Source organism: Iodidimonas nitroreducens, from assembly GCA_000710935.1.
Lineage (GTDB): Bacteria > Pseudomonadota > Alphaproteobacteria > Sphingomonadales > Rhodothalassiaceae > Iodidimonas > Iodidimonas nitroreducens.
In genome coordinates this window covers 1-15,537 of the sequence record BAYV01000034.1, presented here as the reverse complement: position 1 = coordinate 15,537, position 15,537 = coordinate 1, and the positions used below count along the sequence as shown (strand labels likewise).

Sequence of the window (15,537 nt, the reverse complement as noted above, 5' to 3'; positions counted from 1 at the left end):
CAAAATGGCCTCCGGCAATCCCGGGGCGGTTCAACATGTATGTAAGGGAACCAGAAACAGAAGCAATTGAAGCGGAATTAGCTCGGCCGAGCCAGGAAACAGCTAAAAGCCCGTAAAAGGACGCATTTATGACTAACCGTTTTGACTTGCGGCCCGCGATTACGAATCCCGCGCTTTGGTGGCCCAAGCGTCCACCAAGGGCCGAGTGGAACCGGATAAGAAGAACTGTTTTAGAACGCGACGATTATACATGTTCCACCTGTGAGCATCGCGCGATCAAAAACATGCACGTACATCACCTCGCACATTCCGATGACAACGCGATCGATAATTTAATCACGATCTGTGTCGCATGCCACGCTGTTCTTCATTTTGGGCGTAGCATTACCTTGGGCGTTATCGAAATATGGAATTGCCCGTTGCCACAAGCTGAAATAGTTCAGCAGACGCGTATGGGGATTGCGCGCGGTTTATCTTTAGAAACAATTAAGCAGGATCTTCAATTAGGCTTGGGGCCTCACCCACCAGCTTCTGATCTGTACGCAAACGAGCTCATTGAGGGAATGGGCAGCGCCCCCCGCGCTTACCTCCCGGAGCCACTAAAGGCTATATTTGTAAGCCTCAAGCAGTGGCAAATAAATCCGTCATCTTCATAAAATTTCGCGGAGAACTCACCGGATACGGAAATCTCGCCATCGATGTTTAAACAAACCAATCTGCAATGCTGTCACTGCTTACCATTTCAACTCGCACAACAAATTCAAAAACATCTATGCCATCTGCTGAAAATATAGAGTCGCTCGAAATTCCATCATCGGCAACGCCATCTGAAATTATTACCGACCAAACCCGGGTTATCTCTTCAACAGCTCGATCAAGCTTCCACCTCAAAGTCCCACTACGAACAATTTGATTTCCATATTTAAATTTTTCTACATCTATTTTATTTAACTTAACTGTCTCTGTGCTACCGTTCACTGATGCATCCAGGTAAAAATCACCACGTAACATGCTAGATACCGAATCATCCAAGGCCCTCTCGGCAACAACACTCGAAGGAAATAAGAATCCCGTAACCCTCTTTGCCAACTCTATATACAGTTTGTTCAAGTTATCTGCTGCTCGCACCAATTCTTCGCGGTCTTTAATATCACCAGGTATGATTGGGCGCTCGGATAATTTCGCGTGGAACAAAGCGCACCGGCGTACGCTGTATTGTTCCTTAATAAATTGTCGATAAGGATTTCCTCTAAGACGCGTTATATATTTGCGCATGTCCAGTCCGTAGCCTTCCACTACGTGCTTTAAAGCAGCTTGCAACCACCGGCGCTCGCCGTCGCCACGGCTCCAAGGGCAAACCTCACTTAATAGCGCTTCCAATGCCAGAAAAAGGTTCCGATAGGCCTCATGTAAGTCGGTTGCAGCTTGTGCCCGGCGGAAATATGCGAGCGACGGATGCCAACTTAGGGTCGGCTTCTGCTGCGTCCTGCGATTGCCGTCAGGATCAAGAATTTCTACTTTGAAGTGCATTTGCGGCGCGAACCGCATAGTCGAAACAGAACGTAGAACAATCCCATCTTCGCCCTTCCACCATATGCAATATTCCCGCAGAGGATTCATTATTTCAGAAATATCGAAGCTCTGCGCAGCAATGACATCTAAAGCCTGCTCTGCAAGACGATAAGCGGAAATGTGGATTTCTTGCTGGGCGTGTTTAAACGCTACCTCAATGTGCTTACCGTGGGGAGGAATGCGCACTTCACTTGCGCCGACATGGAGCTGGACCGGATTCAGTGGCCGCTCCAGATGAAATATCGCACCGCATGAAAAACTGCCCGCCCAAGATGGAAGGCCCAAAGAAAGCGCCAATTCGGCTCTTCGCTTATTTTCATCCAAATCTTTAAGAGAAAAAGTAATATTACCAGTTCGAAAAGTATCGCCTTTTTTAACTTCTAGGCCTTGCTGGTGCTGAGGCAGTGGAGGTAGGCTCGATTTTCTCCGCCGGACGCGCTTTCTCTTAGCTACGCTCCTTCTAACTATTTCCCAGAGATGCACTGCCTGTATCCTTAAATTTCAGCTCCGAACGTGACGCATTCCGCAGCCGGTCAAGAGCGCTGCTTGGAATTTATCCGAAAGGAGCCCGATGTAAACCAATTCCCGGGGCGTACTTGTACTCCGGGTTGACTTTTCTCCCCATCAAGTAGGTCGGATAAGTGAACGGAACTCGCTCAGGCAAGATTGCAGGTCGCCTTTCGTCGTACGGCAGCCCCCGCCGGATCGCCCCGCCCCCGCTGCTTCCGTATTGCTTCCGTGGCATGGAAAAGGGCTTGGCCATTTCTGGCTAAGCCCTTGGTTTTATTGGTTGCGGGGGCATGCAACCATCGATATCAGCAGGGCCTTTTCCAAGCGGCGGCGTGATGGGCCATCTTCATCCGACAAGCCGTCTCACCCTGATCTCGTCCGGTGAGTTATTGCTATCTCCGATACAGCAAATAGCGGCGCGACCATTAGCGTTGCCTTTGAGTGTATGTAAGCGTTTTGAAGGAATTTGCCATGAGCCGTTTCATACTTATTTCACGCAGCCTCGCCTCATCGAATACCAGTCACAAGAGGTAGTCCGGCGGCGCGCCATTCGGGCAATCCGTCTTCGAGGCGGCGCACGCGAAAACCTTTTGCACGCAGCTTGGCGACGGCTTCGAAGGACAGAATACAATAAGGACCTCGGCAATAAGCGACGATTTCCTGTGACGGATCGAGTTCGGCAAGCCGGGCTTCGAGGTCTTTGAGTGGAATGTTGACCGCGCCGGGCAGATGACCCGCCGCAAATTCGTCAGCAGGCCGTACATCCAGAACCATGACCAGCCCGTCTCGCGTCCGTTGCAATAGATCGTTGCGCGTAACCGGCTCCATGCTGTCGCGCGCGATAAAGTAGTCTCTGAGGATCCTGTCCGCTTCGGCGAGATTACGTTTACCCACGTCGAAAAGCGCCGCCATCAGCGCAAGCACGCGATCATCCGCAAGCTGGTACAGCACGAACTTGCCGTCGCGCCGCGCGGCGACGAGCCCGGCGCGCTTCAAGTGCTGCAAATGCTGGGACGCATTGGCGATCGAGAGGCCGACCCGCTCCGCCAAAGCCTCGACGCCGCACTCGCCCTGACCCAGATGTTCGAGAATTTCCAAACGATGCGGGGACCCGAGCGCTCGGGCGACAGTTGCGAATTCCGCGAACAGGGCCTGTTTGGGACCGATTGACATGAGCAAACCTTAGATTATATTATTCAATTGATTACTTGAATATAAAGCCATTCCCAGTCCCACACAAGGGACCTACGCCCATGACCGACGCACTCCTGGCGAATGAACCGGCAATCCGCATCGCCTTCTTTCTTGGAATCCTCGTCATTATGGCGGCGTGGGAGGCGACGGCGCCGCGCCGGTGGCGGGAGATTTCCCGCCGTGTCCGCTGGCCCAACAATCTTGGTGTCGTCGTCGCCAACACGGTGCTTCTTCGACTGGCGTTCCCAGTTGTCGCTGTCGGGCTTGCGCTGACGGCGGAGGCGCGGGGCTGGGGTCTCTTCAATATCATCGAGGCGCCCGTTTGGCTCGTCCTCGTCGGGTCGCTGCTCGCGCTCGATCTCGCCGTCTATCTCCAGCATGTGATGTTCCACGCCGTGCCCGCCTTGTGGCGGCTGCACCGCATGCATCACGCCGATCTGGAATTCGACGTGACCACGGGCCTGCGGTTTCACCCGGTGGAAATCCTTCTTTCGATGGGCATAAAGCTCGGTGTCGTCCTGGCGCTGGGACCGCCGGCCATCGCCGTGTTTGCCTTCGAGATTCTCCTGAACGCCACGTCGATGTTCAACCACGGCAATGTCCGTATACAAAGCGGACTCGACCGGGTGCTGCGCTGGTTCGTGGTGACGCCCGACATGCATCGCGTTCACCACTCAATCTATCCGCCCGAGACCAACAGCAATTTCGGCTTCAATCTGCCCTGGTGGGATCGCCTTCTGGGCACCTACCGCGCTCAGCCGAGAGAGGAGCATGAGGCCATGACGATCGGCATCGAACAGTTCCGTACACAGCGCGATTTGTGGCTCGACCGAATGCTGGTCCAACCGCTGCGCGGGCCGGCCATCGGCTACCCCATCAACCGCGAAAGGAACGAGCGGCAATGAAGGCGCGAACGGTAATTCCCAAGCTTCTCCTTCTTGCCAGTGTGGCGGCCGCCATCACCTGGGCGGCGCTGAACCGCGACCGGCTCGACCCGGCTGCGCTCGATGCAGCGCTTTCAGGCTTAGGAGTTTGGGCGCCTATCGCCTATGTCTGCCTTTACGCGGTCGGAACCGTTGTGTTTCTGCCGGGCTCGCTCTTCGCGCTGGCTGGCGGGGCGCTCTTCGGACCGGTGTGGGGCGCCGCATTCAACCTTGTCGGCGCTACCATCGGGGCCAGCCTCGCTTTCCTTGTCGCACGTTCCATCGGCGGTGACTGGATCGCGCGCAAGGCGGGTGGACAGCTTAAACGGCTAATCGAAGGCGTCGAAGCCGAAGGATGGCGCTTTGTCGCCTTTGTCCGGCTGGTGCCGCTGTTTCCGTTCAATCTGACCAATTACGCGCTGGGCCTTACCCGTATCAGGTTCCTATCCTATGTCATGACGTCGCTCATCTGCATGGCGCCCGGCGCCATCGCTTATACCTGGTTGGGTCATGCCGGCCGGGAAGCGCTTTCCGGCGACGCTTCGGCGATCCGCTACGGGCTCCTCGCGCTCGGACTTCTCGCCACCATTGCCGTCTTGCCGCGCCTGATCAAGCGCTTGCGTCAAGGCGGCGTCACTTGGACCGAGCCCGCGGAACTGCATCAGCAGCTCAATAAAGGTCAAACGACGCTGGTAGTCGATGTGCGTGGCACGGACGAGTTCACGGGCCCGCTAGGCCATATCCCCGGCGCGTTGAATCTGCCGGTCGATGCGCTGTCCCGTCGTCTGAGCGAAATCAAAGCGGAACAGGACAAACCTCTCATTTTGGTTTGTCGGACCGACAAACGCTCGGCGGCGGCTTACGCCATGCTTCATGATGCAGGCTTCAAGAATGTCGCGGTCTTGCGCGGCGGCATGGAACGGTGGAACGCCTTGGGATTGAAAGTAGCAGACGCGAAGGATGGACACACTAAAGCAAAAGGAAATTGATCGAGATCAAAGATTATCCGACAAGGGAACATGGATTGGTTACTTATGTTCAACTGTAGGTCGGGATCGTGAAATAGAAAACCCAAAAAGGAGACGGGCAAATGAAACGGCTTTATTCGATAAGAAATACTGCTGCTGCAATAGGCATTTTGGCGACAGTGGCAACTTTCTCGGCCCTAAGCTCAGCCAGCGCACAAGAAGAAACGGCGCCAACGCCCGAGCCGGAGCAAGGCCAAGCCATGGGCCCGATGCAGCAACAGATGATGCAGGGAATGATGCAGCAAATGCAGTCCTGCATGGGGCAGATGAGCCCAATGGATGAATCCCAACGAGACCAGATGCGTTCTCAGATGATGACGCATATGCAATCGTGCATGGAACAAATGCAATCAGGCGATGCGGACGACTCCGGCCAAGAGTGACTTGGAAGTTTTGCCTGCTGCGTGTTTTCCAAGCCGTCATCAGAAACGCTCGGAACAGGTGACAGCGCAGTTAAGGCCATCGAATAGGGATGGAATACTGGGGAGTGAAAAGATGACGGAACGCCGAATACTCACCACTACTGTCATTCGAATTGGCGCCACTGCAGCGGCGGGTTTGGCGTTTGTTTTGGCGCCCACTTGGAGTTGGGCGCAAGAGCCGTCTGACCCGACGAGGTATGGATACGGTCACCATATGATGGACTGGGGAGGAGGATGGTACGGCATGATCTTCGGGCCACCGATTATGATTCTTGTCTTGGCAGTGGTGATCGCCCTTGCGGTTCTGCTCGTGCGTTGGCTCGGCGGGCCATGGCCCGGAGGACAGCCGCAGCAGCATCAACCGCGAGAACGCACACCGCTCGATATCCTGAAAGAGCGGTATGCTCGCGGCGAAATCGACAAGGAAGAATTCGAGGAGCGCCGGCGCGTCCTGGGCGACTGATCTTCTCCGCAGTGTTCGGCACTGAAGCACACGCCTTCATCCTTCGAGTCCGGCAGCGTTGAGGCGCATGGTGCGATCAGGCATTGAAACGCCTCGGGGTTCGAAACGGTCCATGCTGAGGATGATGGCATTTCGGCCGTCTGATGTTTGATGTCGAACCTTATACAGCGCGGAGAGGAAAGATGAATTGGCCAAAGCGGATGATGATCGGTTTGGCGATATGCGCTTGCTGGACGGCCAGCGCCGCCCGCGCCGGAGTCGAATTCGAAATCGACGACAACGCCAAGTTGGAAATCGGCTTCTGGGGACAAGGCTGGTATCAGTTTGTCGAGAATGGTAAATCGAACGGCAGTAACCTGAATGATTTCATGGCCAGAAGGGTCTATCTGTCCTTGAAAGGTCAGGTCACCCCCTATTTCGAGTTCTTTACGCATATCGCGTCGGATCGGCTTGGCCAGGAAGGGCTCAACAATTCTTCACTGGGCCTGGGAAGCGGCGTCGCATTCCGCGATTTCTGGATTACGATCAAACTGGATGAGGCGTTCAAGATCCAAGCCGGGAGAATGTACGTTCCCTTGACCCGCAGCTTCGGCACGACCTCGACCAAGACCCTTCTCACGACCGACCTTCCCTTTCTACAGGGCGGCGTGCGCGGAAATATCTTTTACGCCAGCAAGGTCGGCCGCGATGACGGCGTAACCATCTGGGGCAATCCCTTTGACGGGCTCATTCAGTACAGATTCATGGTCTCCGAAGGCGTGGAGAACGATAACAATCCCGACGATAAGCTCCGTTTCGTGGGCCGTGTTGCGCTCAATCTGCTCGACCCCGAAAAAGGATAGTTCAATCAAGGCACGTATCTCGGAACGAAAAAGGTCCTGAGCGTCAGCTTCGGCTACGACACACAGAGCGGCTTAACTTTGAACGGCGTTGCGGGCCAGGACAATCGCGTTTGGACAGCCGATTTCTTCTTGGACCATCCGCTGGGCGATGGAGCCGTCACAGTCGAAGCGGCCTATATCGATATCAAAAACAGCACGCAGACGCACAATTTTTCCGATCTCGCGGCCGGCGACGACGCGCAGAACTATTACGTCCAGGCCGGGTATCTCATTCCCGGCGAAATCGGTCCGGGCCGCCTCCAGCCTTATGGGCGTTTCGAAACGATTGATGTCGATCGGAAAGGCGCTACTGATTTCATCAGCGTCGGGTCGAACTATTTTATCAAGGGTCACAACGCCAAGGTCAGTTTGGATTACACCTTTGTTGACCAGCAGAACAACCGGCCGGACCAGAGCATCGTGACGCTCCAGATCGCCGTGGGGTATTGATATTGAGAGGCTCCCCACCCTTTCGGGAACAGGAACGATGATGCAGAAAAGGAAAAAGCCGCAATGAACGCGCTCTTCATCCTCAACGATCCGCCCTACGGAACCGAGCGCTGCTACAATGCGCTGCGCCTTGTTCATGCGCTGCTAAAACGCGATCCGACGACGGATATCACCTTGTTTCTGATGGCCGATGCGGTGGTCGCCGCGCGCAAAGGACAGAAAACGCCCGACGGCTATTACAATATCGAGCGCATGCTGAAACGCGTAATCGGCGGCAAGGGCGCTGTGCTCCTATGCGGGACCTGCATGGATGCGCGCGGCATGACCGACGACGACATCATGGAGGGCGCACAGAGAAGCACGATGAATGAACTTGCCGAAGCCACGGCAGCGGCCGACAAGGCGTTGGTGTTCTAGCCAATGCAACGGATTTATCTCGACCACAATGCCAGCACGCCGATTGCGCCGGAAGTCGCCGCGGTGATGCGCGACGCCATGGATGGCCCTTACGGCAATCCATCGAGCCTGCATTGGGCGGGCGCGCCGGCGCGCGCGATGATCGAAAAGCCGCGCGGACAAATCGCCGATCTGCTCGGCTGCGCACCTGAAGAAATCGTATTTACAAGCGGAGGCAGTGAAGCCAACAATTTTGCACTTAAAGGCGCGTTCTTCGCGACCGATAAACCACGCCGCCATTTCATCACCACGAGCGTTGAGCATCCGGCGATCACGGCGCCTTTACGCTTTCTCGAAAGGTTGGGCGCGTCGGTGACCTTTTTGCCTGTTGATGGCACGGGACGCATTGATCCTGATGACCTGCGCCGGGCGATTACGCCTGATACGGTGCTCATCAGCATCATGCACGCGAACAATGAAGTGGGAACACTTCAGCCCATTGAAGAATGCTCAGCCATCGCCCACGGGCACGGCATTCCGTTTCATACCGATGCGGCCCAGTCGGTTGGAAAGGTCCCCACACACGTGGACGATCTCGGCGTCGATCTTCTGACCATCGCCGGGCACAAGCTCTATGCGCCGAAGGGCATTGGGGCGCTCTATATCCGCCAGGGAATCCACCCCGAACCGCTGATCCATGGAGCAGGCCATGAAGCCGGCCGACGCGCCGGCACAGAAAGCACCATACTGGCCAGCGCGCTTGGTGAAGCCTGCGCCCTTGCGCGCGATCTGACCTCGATGCAGAAGACAAGGACGCTCCGAGATGCTTTCTGGGCGATGCTCAAGGACCGATTCGGAAACGTCGTTATCCTCAACGGTCATCCGGACGAACGGTTGCCGAACACGCTGAACGTTTCCTTCATTGGAAGGAACGGCGCCGACATCCTCGCCGTAATTCCTGAAGTGGCGGCCTCAACTGGTTCCGCCTGTCATTCGGGGCGGATAGAACTCTCGCCGGTGCTCGAAGCCATGGGCGTAGCGTCGAATGTCGGCATGGGTGCGATCCGGTTCAGCCTGGGCCGCGCGACGACCCGTGAGGAAATCGACGCGGTTATGAACGCCCTTGTCAATACCATTCCGGCGAACGCCGGAGGTACAGGACTTGGCTAAGGGTTCGTGCGAGCAGGCAGAGTCTTCGGACTTTGCGTCCGCCTATGCCAATTGGCGCGCGAGCATGCTCGGCCGCGTGACCGACGATATCGAACGGACGCTGATCTTGGAGATGCTCGGCGATGTTCACGGGAAGCGCATATTGGATATTGGTTGCGGCGATGGGGACCTTGCTATCGCACTGTCGAAACGCGGCGCCAATGTCTGCGGTGTGGATTTATCCGCAGAGGCAATAGACGCAGCTCGCGAACGAGCGCGTGAGGAAGACGCAGATATCCGTTTCGAAGTCGCAGATGCTCAGAACCTTCCATTTCCATCGGGAGCGTTCGATGCGGTCATTGCCATCACGGTCCTTTGTTTCATCGATAATCCCGATGCGATCCTAAGCGAAGCTGTTAGGACTCTGCGTCCCGGCGGGCGTTTCGTTATCGGCGAGCTTGGGCGATGGAATCTATGGGCAGCAAGGCGTCGCATTCGTGGACGGATGGGCAATCCTCTCTGGCGCAGGGCGCGCTTTCGAACGGCTCGCGAGCTTCAAAAGCCCCTGAAGAGGGCGGGATTTGTCGTCGAGACAGTGCGCGGCGCTGTTTACTATCCGCCCTGGGGCGTCGCGGCGCGCTTGCTCGCGCCGTTTGATTCCTGGCTTGGACCACGGACGACTCTCGGCGCGGCTTTCATCGCTGTATCGGCGACCAAGCCGAATTGTCTCGATCCCAGTGTGGTAGAGGAACGAGCAACAATCAAGGCAAGGCCCCTCTCAAACTTTGTTTAATTCGGAGAAGACAATATTTTACATATGGTTTTCTCAGACTATTTAGAAGTTTCGCGCAGGTCCTTCAGATCCAGCCAGATTCCGGCGACCAGTTCTTTGACTCGCTTTTTGCGCCTGCCGCTGCATGTACTGGCGGTAGCAGGAATTTCTGCAGCTCATCAACCAATTTGACCAGTGGCGGCGGCGCGACAAAAAGGGGAGTTCTTCTGACGAAAGCCGCCCATCTTTCATTCACGTCGGCGTCTTCAGCGAATTCGGCCGACAGCGCCGGCGGGAGTTCCGTTGGCACTTCGGTTCCCCGCCGGTCGAACGTCGCGCGGATGGCCGCCGATAGGGTCTTGCCGTCAAACTCGAACATGCGCGCCAGACAGAAGAGATCGTAAAAATCCTTCATGCGGCTTGTCCGCGTACCGATGGAAACGATCGCTTCGAACTTTTCCGCCACAACCGTTTCGCGCGGATAGGTTTTCAGCCGGGGCGCAGGCATGTCGAGAAGCGTTGGATAGTCGCGCTCGTCGAGCCCGGGCGTCACGGCGTCGCCGAAGCCGATGTCGATTTGCACCGACACCCGCGCGGAACCGACGAAGGCGAGCGCGGAAACCCGAACGCCGTCATAGAGTTGATCGGCTCGGATGGGCTCCGCTTCGAGAGCGTTCAAGTCGAAGACAACGCCGTCGTCAGGAACTTGGGTCCCAAGAATGTCCGCGAACGCGCCGCGTATCTCTTCAATCTCGGAATCCCCAAAACCCAAAAGATCAAGATCACGCGTCGGCCGAATGACATCCTCGGTCCAGGCGACGAACAGCATCGCGCCCTTGAGCGCGAAGCGGTCTTTGTGCCGCGATGCGCTCAGGCGGAACAGGAGCCGCTCAAGGACATAGCGGACCAGGATGAGATTGTAGTCGAGCTTTAACCGAGGCGCGGCCGCCTTAAGGCGATCGCGAACAGACTGCGCGACGTTTTTGGGCTTATCCTTCATCGGCAAGCGTCGCATCGAGATAGGGTCTGATCACTGACCAGATTTTGAGCTCTTTGGCGAAGCGCACGATATCGTCGGGGCGCGCTTTGCGTTTGCGGACAGCGATGCGCAGGCCTTCGAGCGCGACATCGATCCCAACCTGCTTGCGGTAGCGAAAGCAATCGACCACGGTCTTCGCCGGGTCGAATATGGGTGTTTCGACACCGTCGATGACATGTTTTTCTATGCCGACGGACATCGCCTTTTCGCCGAACCGGATCGGCCGGATGGGCGGAAAATCGATCCGCGGAAGCTTTTGCTTTCGGCCGATTGCCACCCAGACAAAGGGCGGGACTTGAAGCGTGAGTTCATGGAATTGAAGCGCCGAGATCAGGCAAATGACGCCCTTCGGGACGGCCTTAGCGACCTCGGCGAGGCCGTGAGACAGGTCGAAATCGGCGTCGGGCAGTTGATAGAGCCCCCGCGACTGCCGAAGTACGGCGCCGTCCCCCGCCATGCGGGCCAGCGTCTGATAGTGGACGCCGGCCTGTTTCAGCTCCGAAAGGCGCATGATTCCGTGGCTCTTGAGAAGGCGTAGGGCGCGTTCGCGCTGGGTTTCGGACTGGTCGTTTCGCATGTGATAAAAGGTCGGCATATATTATTGAATGCCGCCTTTTTATCACAACGCCTCCGCCCTTGGCAATACGAGGATCGCAAAAATCCTACCCCTCCCGCCTATTCCACACCAGGAACGCTGCGCCATCCTCCTCGAACAGGGCCGCCCGGATGGGCTCGGGGAAGCTCGGGTCGTCGAGCTGGACGCTGAGATAATCCCGTGGCTCCTCGCTATTGGTCTTGGCCTTCCAGGCGGCGCCAAGCTCGGCGCGGCCGGCGTAGACGCGGAAATCCGGCGCGCCCTCGCTCTTTTTCTGGTCATTTGCTACGATCCTGGCCTTGACGTTGACCGTCAGGGTCCGGATCGTTCCGACATAGCCGTCCTTGCCGGCGGTGAAGCTGCCAATCGTAGCCATCTCTCAGGTCTCCTTTGCTTGGGTTGACGATGGACGCACGTCAGCCAAAGCTTTGCGCGCCCGCTTGAAGCCGGGATCGGCGCTCATGAACGCCTCCAGCATGAAGGGAATGAGGTCCGCCACCCCTTCCTTGTGGCCATAGGTGCGCCGGTAGATTTCGGCGTAATCGGTCAAGGCGGCCTTGAGCTCCGGGCTCGCGGTGAATGTGACCTTTGCTGGCTCGCGGTCAGGGAGCTTGTCGAGCTTAAGTGTCATGGTCGTCTCCTCATCCGCGGTAGGGCCTGAGCACCAAGTCCGAATGCACGATGATGCGAAGCGGCCAGCCGGGGCGGATGATGATGGTGGGCTGGATGTTGAGGTTGCGCTCGGTGATGCGCTGGCCGACCCGGTTGGCGCTGTCCTGGGTCGACTCGCGGATCGCCTTGACGAGATCGCCCTCGTCGTCGCCGAAGCTGAGCTCCGTCCCGACGCCGAGCAGCGTCGAAAGCACGATGCCCTTCAACAGCCGCCATGTATGGAAGTTCACCTCGTCTTCGAGGCCGGCATAGCCGGCCGTATCGGTGGCCGGCAGGTTTTCGATCACGACCGAAGAACCGTCGGGCATGATGATCCGTTGCCAGACGACAAGCGCGCGGCTCTGGCCGAAAGCAATGACGCTGTCATAGGTTCCGATGACGCGCGCGCCCTGCGGGATCAGCAGGAAGCGTCCCGAGACGGTGTCATAGACATTCTCGGTCACCTGCGCGATGACGCGGCCCGGCAGGTCGGAGTTGACGCCGGTGACAAGGCTCGCCGGGATGATGGTTCCGGCCATCACCTGATAGAGCGATGCCGGGTCCTGAAGTGCGTGGGGATTATAGATGTTCTCCTCGACCCCTTGCTTAAGGAAATCGAGCTTGCGACCCTGGAGGTTCTGGTCGTTTGCGAGATCAAGCCCGAGCCCTTGATCGGCCTCCGCCGTGCGGAGGCCGTCGAAGGGATTGCGTTCAGCCGGGCCTGGTGCAGGAACCGCATTGCCGATTGTGGCCGGCGTGTTCGTTGCGCCCTTCGTTCGCGTCGAGAGCTGAAAGAAGACGCCGGATTCGCGGCCTTGGCTCGCAAGCCGCGCCTGACGGATGCGCTCGGCGCGCGCTGCGTCATCCTCGGGATTCGGACGGAACGGCAAATCGGACGACGGCCCTACGCCAAGCTCGCGCTCCTTGTCCAGAATGGCGCCGCCAAGGTCGCCCGGCAGCGGCGGTCCGAGTTCGACCGGTTTCGGCAGATCACCGTAATTGCGTGGCAATCCTTCGAGTCCTTCGGGCGTCGGCGTGTTGTCGGTCCGGATCAGTTCGCGGCCGGTCTCATTGCGGTCGAACAGACGCGGCGGATCGAGGGCGAAGATGGTCGCGCCGAAGATCAGAAGAAGCCCCGTGCCGGACAGCAATATCAGTACACGTCGGTTGATCCGTGTCACCGGGCGCGGCTTGGCGCGCAGGGCGAGCGTTTCCGCATCGACCTTGGCCGCACCCGCGCCCGGCGGCTCGCCATGCCCCATATCGTCGTCGCGGGACGGCGCCATCAGCGATCTCCGGCGTCGAACGCGCCGATAGCGTCCGACCGTTCACGGCTGGTCACGGCGGGACGGCCGTCGGTGCGGGTGATGCGCACCACTTGCTGCGGCTCCTCGCCAAGCCGGAGCTCGGCGGCGGCGAACAGCCGATCGACAATGTAATAGCGCCCGCGCACCCGGTAGTTGACGAGCTGGTTGTCCCCGTCCGGCCCAACGACGAAGAGCGGCGGCGCCTCGCCCTGATCGAGGCGCGCCGGAAACTGGATATAGACCTTATGCGTATCGTCGAAGACGCGCACCGGCCGCCATGGCGGGTTGTCGCCACTGACGGCGTAGCGGAAACGCAGCTTGTCGATATCGAGGCCTTTGTCGACGACCTGGGTATCGGACTCCTCGGCGGCTTTGTTGTCCCGGCGAAGCGCCAGAAGTGCGTCATGGGGATATGTCCAGGACACCGAGGCCATATAGGTCTCGGGCGTGCTCGTAAGCTCCAGATGATAGGCGCGCCGGTCTGTGATGATGACGAGATTAGTCTTGAGGTCTCCCTTGATCGGCTTCACCAGCACATGAGCGCGGGCATTGTCCCCATCACCGCTCACCGTGTCGCCGATGACCCAGCGCACGGTATCGCCGGCGGAGGCGGAAACGATCTTCTCGCCCTTCTGAAGCGCGATGTCGCTCACTTGGCTCGGCGCCGTATAGAGTTGATAGAGCGCGCCTTCCGTATAGGGGTAGACCTGAATGGCGTTGATGTAGCCGTCCGCAGTCGGCTCCATGGCGGCGGCGGCGTTGGCGTCCTCCACCCGCTCTTCCGCCGATCGCGTGTCCGGCGCCGGCTGGGCACTGTCATTCGGCGCGGGCTTCAACTGACCCGGCAATGGCAGCGGCTCGGGAATTGTTACGATGCGGACGGGACGCAGCGGCTCGGCGGCGAGCGTCGCGGCGTCAAAATCGGCGCCGTCATAGCTGATCTCCGGTGGAAGCTCCTTGTGGGCGCAAGCCGCGAGCAGACCGGACAGGGCGAGGATGCTGATCTTCTTCATTGGTTGTCTCCGGGGATGTGGTCGCGGCTCCAATTGAGCGCGCGGACATAGATGCCGAGGGGATTCTTTCTGAGCGTCTCTTCGGTGCGCGGGCGCTGGAGAAGGATAGAGAGAACGGCGGTGTATCGGGTCGTGCCTGCGAGCGATCCGTTCTCGAATGTCTGTTCGCGCCAGCGCACGTCAAAGCTACCCGAGGACGAACGCACGACGCTTGTCACTTCAACGGTGACGGTGCGCTGGCCGACCTTGGAGAAAGGATCGTTCTCGCGGGCGTATTCGTTGAGAGTGTTCGCCGCCTCGGTCGTGGTGAAGCCATAGGCCCTGAGCCAGTTCTGGCGCACGACGATCGGATCAATCGATAGCGAGCGGACATTCTCGATGAAGCGCGCCAGGTGATAGGCAATCTGGGCATCAGTTGGTTCGTAGGCGGAGATAGCCGGGCCGACGGCGCGCACCTCGCCGAGATTGTCGACTTCAACCACATAGGGCGTGATGGTGCTGCGCCCCGCTTGCCAGACAGCGCCGCCCGAAAGGCCCATGGCGAGCGCCAGACAACCGAAGGCCATGTAGCGCCAGTTCCGCGCCTGAACGCGGGCGGAACCGATACGCTCGTCCCAGACCTGCGCGGCCTTCTGGTAAGGGGTCACCGGTTCGGGCGTCTGTCCGTATGCGGTCGTCGATCTCTTGAACATCATTCGTCATCCCTGAGCCGTGGGTTCTCGCCGGATACGGGCCGGTCGCCGTCTCGGACGGTGTGCGCGGCGACGCTCACGCCCTCGCGCATCCGCTGCTCGCGCCGCAGCCTTTGCGCCCAATCCGGCGCGCCGCTCGCTGCCGCGGTCGCGGCCGGGATATCGGTTCCGCCGGGAAGTACGCCGCCCGTGGCGGTGAACGCGCCGCGCGCGCCATCGGAAAAGGACTGGCGAACGCCGGCGGTCGCCCGGGCGGCAACATCGCGGATGCCTTGTCCAACGGCGCCGACGCCAGCACGGGTCATGCCTGTGACGCCGGCAGCGACACCGGCCGAACCGGAGGCCCCTGAAGCAGCGCGCCCGAAGCCATAGGCGGTGCTTGCTCCGCCGGCGACAGAAGCGGCCGCCCTAGTCGCACCGCCAGCGCCGGCCCCCAGCGCACGCGCGCCGCCCATCGCAACACTGGCGCCGGCGGCGGCG

20 protein-coding genes are annotated in these 15,537 nt (G+C 58.7%); 10 read left to right on the top strand and 10 right to left on the bottom strand.

Annotated features, from left to right (window positions below):
• Positions 1 to 128: 128 nt before the first annotated feature.
• Positions 129 to 656, top strand: a complete 528-nt coding sequence (locus tag AQ1_RS11375) for an HNH endonuclease (RefSeq protein ID WP_150007453.1) — start codon at positions 129 to 131, stop codon at positions 654 to 656.
• A 46-nt stretch (positions 657 to 702) separates the two neighbouring features.
• Here the strand turns inward: AQ1_RS11375 and AQ1_RS11370 are convergent, their stop codons facing one another.
• A complete protein-coding gene (locus AQ1_RS11370) occupies positions 703 to 2,055 on the bottom strand; it encodes a hypothetical protein (protein WP_152550427.1) in 1,353 nt (450 codons plus the stop codon).
• 534 nt (positions 2,056 to 2,589) lie between these two features.
• Positions 2,590 to 3,255: an ArsR/SmtB family transcription factor gene (locus tag AQ1_RS11365; RefSeq protein ID WP_042087379.1), complete on the bottom strand. Its 666-nt coding sequence runs from the start codon at positions 3,253 to 3,255 to the stop codon at positions 2,590 to 2,592.
• A gap of 80 nt (positions 3,256 to 3,335) precedes the next feature.
• On the opposite strand from AQ1_RS11365, the gene AQ1_RS11360 reads away from it, so the two are divergent.
• From AQ1_RS11360 to AQ1_RS11320, 9 genes are all read left to right on the top strand, one after another.
• Complete coding sequence (locus AQ1_RS11360) at positions 3,336 to 4,181, top strand: sterol desaturase family protein (RefSeq protein ID WP_042087378.1); 846 nt, start codon at positions 3,336 to 3,338, stop codon at positions 4,179 to 4,181.
• Positions 4,178 to 5,188, top strand: coding sequence for a VTT domain-containing protein (locus tag AQ1_RS11355; protein ID WP_042087377.1), 1,011 nt, complete (start codon positions 4,178 to 4,180; stop codon positions 5,186 to 5,188). Before AQ1_RS11360 ends, AQ1_RS11355 begins: the two co-directional genes overlap by 4 nt.
• A gap of 101 nt (positions 5,189 to 5,289) precedes the next feature.
• Positions 5,290 to 5,610, top strand: coding sequence for a hypothetical protein (locus AQ1_RS11350; protein ID WP_042087376.1), 321 nt, complete (start codon positions 5,290 to 5,292; stop codon positions 5,608 to 5,610).
• Positions 5,611 to 5,863: 253 nt separating this feature from the next.
• Positions 5,864 to 6,112 (top strand): SHOCT domain-containing protein, encoded by a 249-nt coding sequence (locus tag AQ1_RS15525; RefSeq protein WP_313982399.1) that lies wholly within the window; start codon positions 5,864 to 5,866, stop codon positions 6,110 to 6,112.
• Between the two features lie 182 nt (positions 6,113 to 6,294).
• Positions 6,295 to 6,954, top strand: a complete 660-nt coding sequence (locus AQ1_RS11340; RefSeq protein ID WP_161760583.1) for a porin — start codon at positions 6,295 to 6,297, stop codon at positions 6,952 to 6,954.
• 78 nt (positions 6,955 to 7,032) lie between these two features.
• Positions 7,033 to 7,443, top strand: a complete 411-nt coding sequence (locus tag AQ1_RS11335; RefSeq protein ID WP_042087374.1) for a porin — start codon at positions 7,033 to 7,035, stop codon at positions 7,441 to 7,443.
• A 63-nt stretch (positions 7,444 to 7,506) separates the two neighbouring features.
• Positions 7,507 to 7,860, top strand: a complete 354-nt coding sequence (locus AQ1_RS11330) for a DsrE/DsrF/TusD sulfur relay family protein (protein ID WP_042087372.1) — start codon at positions 7,507 to 7,509, stop codon at positions 7,858 to 7,860.
• A gap of 3 nt (positions 7,861 to 7,863) precedes the next feature.
• On the top strand, positions 7,864 to 9,009 hold the full coding sequence (locus AQ1_RS11325) for a cysteine desulfurase family protein (RefSeq protein ID WP_042087370.1): 1,146 nt from the start codon (positions 7,864 to 7,866) through the stop codon (positions 9,007 to 9,009).
• Complete coding sequence (locus AQ1_RS11320) at positions 9,002 to 9,781, top strand: class I SAM-dependent methyltransferase (protein WP_313982395.1); 780 nt, start codon at positions 9,002 to 9,004, stop codon at positions 9,779 to 9,781. Before AQ1_RS11325 ends, AQ1_RS11320 begins: the two co-directional genes overlap by 8 nt.
• A 64-nt stretch (positions 9,782 to 9,845) precedes the next feature.
• Here AQ1_RS11320 and AQ1_RS11315 read toward each other — a convergent pair whose 3' ends face one another.
• From AQ1_RS11315 to AQ1_RS15520, 8 genes are all read right to left on the bottom strand, one after another.
• The gene (locus AQ1_RS11315) at positions 9,846 to 10,760 is read right to left on the bottom strand and encodes a nucleotidyl transferase AbiEii/AbiGii toxin family protein (protein WP_042087369.1); all 915 of its coding nucleotides are present in this window, start codon (positions 10,758 to 10,760) and stop codon (positions 9,846 to 9,848) included.
• Positions 10,750 to 11,394: a type IV toxin-antitoxin system AbiEi family antitoxin domain-containing protein gene (locus AQ1_RS11310; RefSeq protein WP_313982392.1), complete on the bottom strand. Its 645-nt coding sequence runs from the start codon at positions 11,392 to 11,394 to the stop codon at positions 10,750 to 10,752. The genes AQ1_RS11315 and AQ1_RS11310 overlap by 11 nt, the downstream gene beginning before the upstream one ends.
• Positions 11,395 to 11,461: 67 nt before the next feature.
• On the bottom strand, positions 11,462 to 11,770 hold the full coding sequence (locus tag AQ1_RS11305; RefSeq protein WP_042087368.1) for a DUF736 domain-containing protein: 309 nt from the start codon (positions 11,768 to 11,770) through the stop codon (positions 11,462 to 11,464).
• Between the two features lie 3 nt (positions 11,771 to 11,773).
• On the bottom strand, positions 11,774 to 12,025 hold the full coding sequence (locus AQ1_RS11300) for a DUF2274 domain-containing protein (RefSeq protein WP_042087367.1): 252 nt from the start codon (positions 12,023 to 12,025) through the stop codon (positions 11,774 to 11,776).
• 10 nt (positions 12,026 to 12,035) lie between these two features.
• Positions 12,036 to 13,331, bottom strand: coding sequence for a TraB/TrbI/VirB10 family type IV secretion system protein (locus AQ1_RS11295; RefSeq protein WP_462687133.1), 1,296 nt, complete (start codon positions 13,329 to 13,331; stop codon positions 12,036 to 12,038).
• Positions 13,331 to 14,365, bottom strand: a complete 1,035-nt coding sequence (trbG, locus tag AQ1_RS11290) for a P-type conjugative transfer protein TrbG (RefSeq protein ID WP_042087362.1) — start codon at positions 14,363 to 14,365, stop codon at positions 13,331 to 13,333. The genes AQ1_RS11295 and trbG overlap by 1 nt, the downstream gene beginning before the upstream one ends.
• On the bottom strand, positions 14,362 to 15,060 hold the full coding sequence (gene trbF, locus AQ1_RS11285) for a conjugal transfer protein TrbF (RefSeq protein ID WP_042087361.1): 699 nt from the start codon (positions 15,058 to 15,060) through the stop codon (positions 14,362 to 14,364). Before trbF ends, trbG begins: the two co-directional genes overlap by 4 nt.
• A partial coding sequence (locus AQ1_RS15520; protein WP_042087359.1) for a hypothetical protein occupies positions 15,057 to 15,537 on the bottom strand: 481 nt, incomplete at its 5' end. The genes AQ1_RS15520 and trbF, both read right to left, overlap by 4 nt.

Bases quoted from the DNA above. Each gene is read 5' to 3' on its own strand.
- AQ1_RS11375 (WP_150007453.1), top strand. From the start codon at position 129: ATGACTAACCGTTTTGACTTGCGGCCCGCGATTACGAATCCCGCGCTT.
- AQ1_RS11365 (WP_042087379.1), bottom strand. From the start codon at position 3,255: ATGTCAATCGGTCCCAAACAGGCCCTGTTCGCGGAATTCGCAACTGTC.
- AQ1_RS11360 (WP_042087378.1), top strand. From the start codon at position 3,336: ATGACCGACGCACTCCTGGCGAATGAACCGGCAATCCGCATCGCCTTC.
- AQ1_RS11355 (WP_042087377.1), top strand. From the start codon at position 4,178: ATGAAGGCGCGAACGGTAATTCCCAAGCTTCTCCTTCTTGCCAGTGTG.
- AQ1_RS11350 (WP_042087376.1), top strand. From the start codon at position 5,290: ATGAAACGGCTTTATTCGATAAGAAATACTGCTGCTGCAATAGGCATT.
- AQ1_RS15525 (WP_313982399.1), top strand. From the start codon at position 5,864: ATGATGGACTGGGGAGGAGGATGGTACGGCATGATCTTCGGGCCACCG.
- AQ1_RS11340 (WP_161760583.1), top strand. From the start codon at position 6,295: ATGAATTGGCCAAAGCGGATGATGATCGGTTTGGCGATATGCGCTTGC.
- AQ1_RS11330 (WP_042087372.1), top strand. From the start codon at position 7,507: ATGAACGCGCTCTTCATCCTCAACGATCCGCCCTACGGAACCGAGCGC.
- AQ1_RS11325 (WP_042087370.1), top strand. From the start codon at position 7,864: ATGCAACGGATTTATCTCGACCACAATGCCAGCACGCCGATTGCGCCG.
- AQ1_RS11315 (WP_042087369.1), bottom strand. From the start codon at position 10,760: ATGAAGGATAAGCCCAAAAACGTCGCGCAGTCTGTTCGCGATCGCCTT.
- AQ1_RS11310 (WP_313982392.1), bottom strand. From the start codon at position 11,394: ATGCCGACCTTTTATCACATGCGAAACGACCAGTCCGAAACCCAGCGC.
- AQ1_RS11305 (WP_042087368.1), bottom strand. From the start codon at position 11,770: ATGGCTACGATTGGCAGCTTCACCGCCGGCAAGGACGGCTATGTCGGA.
- AQ1_RS11300 (WP_042087367.1), bottom strand. From the start codon at position 12,025: ATGACACTTAAGCTCGACAAGCTCCCTGACCGCGAGCCAGCAAAGGTC.
- AQ1_RS11295 (WP_462687133.1), bottom strand. From the start codon at position 13,331: ATGGCGCCGTCCCGCGACGACGATATGGGGCATGGCGAGCCGCCGGGC.
- trbG (WP_042087362.1), bottom strand. From the start codon at position 14,365: ATGAAGAAGATCAGCATCCTCGCCCTGTCCGGTCTGCTCGCGGCTTGC.
- trbF (WP_042087361.1), bottom strand. From the start codon at position 15,060: ATGATGTTCAAGAGATCGACGACCGCATACGGACAGACGCCCGAACCG.